The following is a 4,968-nucleotide window of genomic DNA, read 5'->3' as shown; positions in this document are numbered from 1 at the left end:
CAGTGGCCCGCCGTCACGAAACCGCCCGTGCCGGAGGAGTCGGTCACGGCGAACCCGACCGAGCAGCGTCCGCCGCCCATGTAGTAGGCCTCGCCGCCGACGATGTCGGCGAACAGCCGGGGCGTCTCGCTGGTCTCCTCCACCTGGACGGCGGAGGGGTCCACGCCCGCGGCCTCGATGAGTCCCTCGGCGCTGGCGCCCTCGGCGACCTGGACCACGACGGTGTCGCTGGCCACGTCCGGGTACCAGCCGAGCACGCCTTCCTGGGCACCGGCCTCGTTGAGGGCGTCGACGACGTCGGCCAGGCCCTCCCGGCCGTGGTCGACCACGCCGGCCTCGGCGCCGGTGGCCTCGACCGCATCGACGGCCGAGGGGTCGGTGACCAGGACGGTGAGCTCGTGCGTCCGGGGGTCGAACAGGGAGCCGCCGTAGGCGTCACCGGCGGCCTCGGTGGCCTCGGCGTCGGTCTCGACGGCCGCTTCCTGGGCCCGGAGGAGTTCCTCGGCCCCGAACGGGGTGAGGCCGAGGTCCCTCTCCAGGGCTTCCAACATCGTGTCGGCCTGGTCCGGGATCTCCGGTGAGGCCGGGACCGCGGCGGCACTGACGCCCGGGGTCACGGAGAACGCCAGGCCGAAGGCCAGCGCGCCGGTGCCGATCGCGGAGATGGCGGGGGAGGGTCGCATAGATCCCTACTCTCCTTGGGGAAATGGACGGGGGTTGCGGGGCCCGACAGGCGCCAGGCCCCCGATGCCGGAGGATTCGCCATGGGGGACGGCATCCTCCGACATGTCACCGAAAGTCTTGTTACCAAGACGTTTGGTGAATGGTCACACACCATAAGTGCACAACTTGGATAGCGGAAGGGCGCAGAGCCGCTAATCCATTCAGGCGCCGAAGGTTTCATGGGATGATCACATCTATTGATGTATGTCACTTATTGTGACGATGTGTTTGACCTTGTAGTTTTATGTCGGTTTTATCTCGGGTTGCGGAATCGGCTCCGGCGCAAGGGGTGTTGTGTGGCCGGATGCGGTCACCGCGGTCGGGAGCCCTCGGTGGTGGTTCGAACACGCAGGCGCAACGCCCAAGGTCACGACGGTGACCCTCCGGTGGCTTCGGTCGCGGGCGGGCGGCGTCCGTACGGAGGGTTCGTGGGCCGTGGGCGGGTACGAAGGGGGCCGGAGGGAGCGGCCGCAGCGCGGTCCTCGGTGCCCTCCCGGTGGATTTTCGGTGACACGCCCGGGATGCACCGCACACGCGTACGAGCATCTGCACGCGCACATGGGACGATCCGAGGTAACTAGCGGGTATCGGGCCCCGGGAAGGGGGTTGAGCCGCGCGGTGTTGGGCCAAGATAAGGGCGAGAGCCCCGAACGGGGAGCCCGAACGGGAGGTAACAGGCTATGGCGACGAAGGACACGGGCGGCCAGAAGCACGCCTCGCGCCGTGATGAGGAGGTCGAGGAGACCGAGGCCTCGACGGACGTCCAGGAGCGCAAGGAACAGCTGGACGAGGACGTCGACGACATCCTCGACGAGATCGACGACGTGCTGGAGAACAACGCCGAGGACTTCGTCCGGCAGTTCGTGCAGAAGGGCGGCCAGTAGCCGTCCCGCGGCGGTTCGCTGACAGCGCACTTCGGCGCCGCCAGCCCCGCCGCGCACGGGACTAGGGTCGGTTCCAACGGTCGGCGCAGCGCACGACCGCAGACAACAAGGACAACAGGCGCCCCACCCGCCCCCATGCCGGGGTGGGGCGCGAGTGGAGGGAGTCGCGTGTTCGAAGGGTTCGAGGGCGGACGGTTGCCAGCCGCTTTCATGAGTGCGGGGACCTCGTCCTTCACCGAGTTTCTCAGTTCGGTCGGCCCCGAGATGCTGCCCGGACACAGGCTGCCCGAGGGTGGCGGGACCGAGCACCTCACCCCCGACGCCACGACGATCGTCGCCCTGACCTTCCCCGGCGGTGTTCTGATCGCGGGAGATCGGCGGGCCACGCAGGGCAACGTCATCGCCAACCGCGACATGGAGAAGGTCTTCCGCACCGACGAGTTCTCCGCGGTCGCCATCGCCGGTTCGGCCGGGATCGGCATCGAGCTGGCCCGCCTCTACCAGGTCGAGCTGGAGCACTACGAGAAGATGGAGGGCCGCTCGCTCTCCCTCGAGGGTAAGGCGAACAAGCTCGCGCAGATGGTGCGAGGCAACCTCGGTATGGCCATGCAGGGCTTCGTCGTCGTGCCGCTCCTGGTCGGCTACGACGAGAACACCGGGCGCGGCCGCGTGTTCAGCTACGACGCCGTCGGCGGGCGCTACGAGGAGCACCACCACCACTCCATCGGTTCGGGCTCGGTCTTCGCCAGGGGCTCCATCAAGAAGCTCTACCGCGACGACCTCGACCAGACCAGCGCGGCCAAGGTCGCCCTGGAGGCCCTCTACGATGCCGCCGACGACGACTCCGCCACCGGCGGCCCCGACCTGCACCGCAAGATCTTCCCCCTCGTCGACGTCATCACCGAGGACGGCTACCGCCGACTGCCCACCGAGGACGTCGCCCGTCTGGCGACCGAGGTGGTCGAGGGACGCGCGGTCGACCCCGACGGCCCCACGGCCCCCCTGGGCTGAACCGGCCACGTCCCACGCCAGCCATCTCCCGACTAGGTAAGGAAACGATCCGCGGTGTCGATGCCGTTCTACGTCGCCCCCGAACAGCAGATGAAGGACAAGGCGGACTACGCGCGCAAGGGCATCGCGCGCGGCCGCAGCGCCGTCGTCCTACAGTACGAGGGCGGGATCCTCCTGGTGGCGGACAACATGTCCCGCACCCTGCACAAGATCAGCGAGCTCTACGACCGTATCGGCTTCGCCGCCGTCGGCCGCTACCCCGAGTTCGAGAACCTGCGCCTGATGGGCGTGCGCTTCGCCGACGTGCGCGGGTACCAGTACGACCGCCGCGACGTCAGCGGGCGCCAGCTCGCCAACATCTACGCCCAGACCCTGGGCACCGTCTTCAGTGAGAGCCTCAAGCCCTGGGAGGTGGAGATCGTCGTCGCCGAGGTCGGCGACACGTCCGCCGAGGACGAGATCTACCGCATCACCTTCGACGGCTCCATCGTGGACGAACAGGGGTTCGTGGCCGTGGGCGGCTCCTCCGAGCACGTGTCCGGTGTGCTCAAGGACCGCTTCGCCACGAACGCCTCCCTCAGTTCCGCCCTCAACACGGCCACCCACGCCCTGGCCCGGGAGAACGGCGAGGAGCGCGAACTGGAGGCCGCCAACCTGGAGGTCGCCGTCCTGGAACGCTCCAGGGAGCACCGCAAGTTCCGCCGCATCCACGGGCAGCGCCTGACCGACCTCATCGAGGAGGGCAAGGCGGGCCGGGGTGCCTCCTCCGGGAGCGGAACCACCGGGAACGCGACCACCGGGGGCGCGGGGGAGAGCACGGTCGGCGGGACCGACGAGTGACCTGGAAACGATGATCACGGCGCGGCGCTCCCGAGGCGCCGCACCGGCCGGGCGGGTGTGGACGGCGAGGCCCCGTCGTCCACACCCGGTGACGGGAAGTTGGTGAGGCCACGTGGAACGACGGATCTTCGGACTGGAGAACGAGTACGGGGTCACGTGCACCTTCCGGGGGCAGCGCCGCCTGTCCCCGGACGAGGTCGCCCGCTACCTCTTCCGCAGGGTGGTCTCCTGGGGACGAAGCAGCAACGTGTTCCTGCGCAACGGCGCACGCCTGTACCTGGACGTGGGCAGCCACCCCGAGTACGCCACCCCCGAGTGCGACAGCCTCGCGGACCTGGTGGCCCACGACAAGGCCGGTGAGCGCATCCTGGAGGGGTTGCAGGTCGACGCCGAGCAGCGCCTGCACGAGGAGGGCATCGCCGGGGACATCTACCTGTTCAAGAACAACACCGACTCGGCGGGCAACTCCTACGGCTGCCACGAGAACTACCTCGTCGGGCGGCACGGCGAGTTCGGGCGCCTGGCCGACGTGCTCATCCCCTTCCTGGTCACCCGCCAGATCATCTGCGGCGCGGGAAAGGTCCTGCAAACCCCCCGGGGCGCCCTGTTCTGCGTCAGCCAGCGCGCCGAGCACATCTGGGAGGGCGTCTCCTCGGCCACCACGCGTTCGCGCCCCATCATCAACACCCGGGACGAGCCCCACGCGGACGCCGAGCGCTTCCGGCGCCTCCACGTCATCGTCGGCGACTCCAACATGAGCGAGACCACCACCCTGCTCAAGCTGGGCTCCACCGACCTGGTGCTGCGCATGATCGAGGCCGGTGTGGTCATGCGCGACTACACGCTGGAGAACCCGATCAGGGCCATCCGCGAGGTCAGCCACGACATGACCGGCCGCCGCAAGGTGCGTCTGGCCAACGGCCGCGAGGCCAGCGCGCTGGAGATCCAGCGCGAGTACCTGGACAAGGTGCAGAGCTACGTCGACCGGCACGGCACCGACGCCGTCGGCAAGCGCGTCCTGGAGCTGTGGCAGCGTACCCTGGAGGCGGTCGAGACCCAGAACCTCGACACCGTCTCGCGTGAGATCGACTGGGTCGCCAAGTACCTGCTGCTGGAGCGCTACCGGGACAAGCACGACCTGTCCCTGTCCTCGCCGAGGGTGGCCCAGCTCGACCTGACCTACCACGACATCCACCGCGACCGCGGGCTGTTCTACCTGATGCAGAGCCGCGGCCAGATGGACCGGGTGGTCGACGACCTGAAGATCTTCGAGGCCAAGTCGGTGCCCCCGCAGACCACGCGGGCCCGGCTGCGCGGGGAGTTCATCCGCCGCGCCCAGGAGCAGCGCCGCGACTTCACGGTGGACTGGGTGCACCTCAAGCTCAACGACCAGGCGCAGCGGACCGTGCTGTGCAAGGACCCCTTCAAGTCGGTGGACGAGCGGGTGGAGAAACTCATCGCCGGAATGTGAGTACCTTTCGGAACGCTGTGACCGGGGCCCCGCCGGGCG

General features: G+C 68.9%; 5 protein-coding genes. 4 read left to right on the top strand and 1 reads right to left on the bottom strand.

What is annotated here, in order from left to right:
- Positions 1-683: alpha-lytic protease prodomain-containing protein (locus tag D455_RS0104940; RefSeq protein WP_017569656.1), on the bottom strand; the 683-nt coding region annotated here is incomplete at its 3' end.
- Between the two features lie 720 nt (positions 684-1,403).
- Here D455_RS0104940 and D455_RS0104935 point away from each other — a divergent pair.
- The 4 genes from D455_RS0104935 (at position 1,404) to pafA (ending at position 4,929) form a co-directional block, all read left to right on the top strand.
- Positions 1,404-1,607 carry a ubiquitin-like protein Pup gene (locus D455_RS0104935; RefSeq protein ID WP_017569655.1) on the top strand — a complete coding sequence of 68 codons (204 nt, stop codon included), beginning with the start codon at positions 1,404-1,406 and terminating at the stop codon, positions 1,605-1,607.
- Between the two features lie 168 nt (positions 1,608-1,775).
- Positions 1,776-2,618: a proteasome subunit beta gene (prcB, locus tag D455_RS0104930; RefSeq protein WP_026122327.1), complete on the top strand. Its 843-nt coding sequence runs from the start codon at positions 1,776-1,778 to the stop codon at positions 2,616-2,618.
- A gap of 54 nt (positions 2,619-2,672) precedes the next feature.
- Positions 2,673-3,458, top strand: a complete 786-nt coding sequence (prcA, locus tag D455_RS0104925) for a proteasome subunit alpha (RefSeq protein WP_017569653.1) — start codon at positions 2,673-2,675, stop codon at positions 3,456-3,458.
- Positions 3,459-3,570: 112 nt separating this feature from the next.
- On the top strand, positions 3,571-4,929 hold the full coding sequence (gene pafA / locus D455_RS0104920; RefSeq protein ID WP_017569652.1) for a Pup--protein ligase: 1,359 nt from the start codon (positions 3,571-3,573) through the stop codon (positions 4,927-4,929).
- The last annotated feature ends 39 nt before the right edge of the window (positions 4,930-4,968 follow it).

Origin of the sequence: Nocardiopsis halotolerans DSM 44410 (assembly GCF_000341065.1) — a bacterium.
In the GTDB taxonomy this organism is placed as follows: Bacteria; Actinomycetota; Actinomycetes; order Streptosporangiales; family Streptosporangiaceae; genus Nocardiopsis; species Nocardiopsis halotolerans.
Note: the sequence above shows the minus strand (reverse complement) of the source record. Positions and strands in the feature narration are given on the sequence as shown.

Bases quoted from the DNA above. Each gene is read 5' to 3' on its own strand.
- D455_RS0104935 (WP_017569655.1), top strand. From the start codon at position 1,404: ATGGCGACGAAGGACACGGGCGGCCAGAAGCACGCCTCGCGCCGTGAT.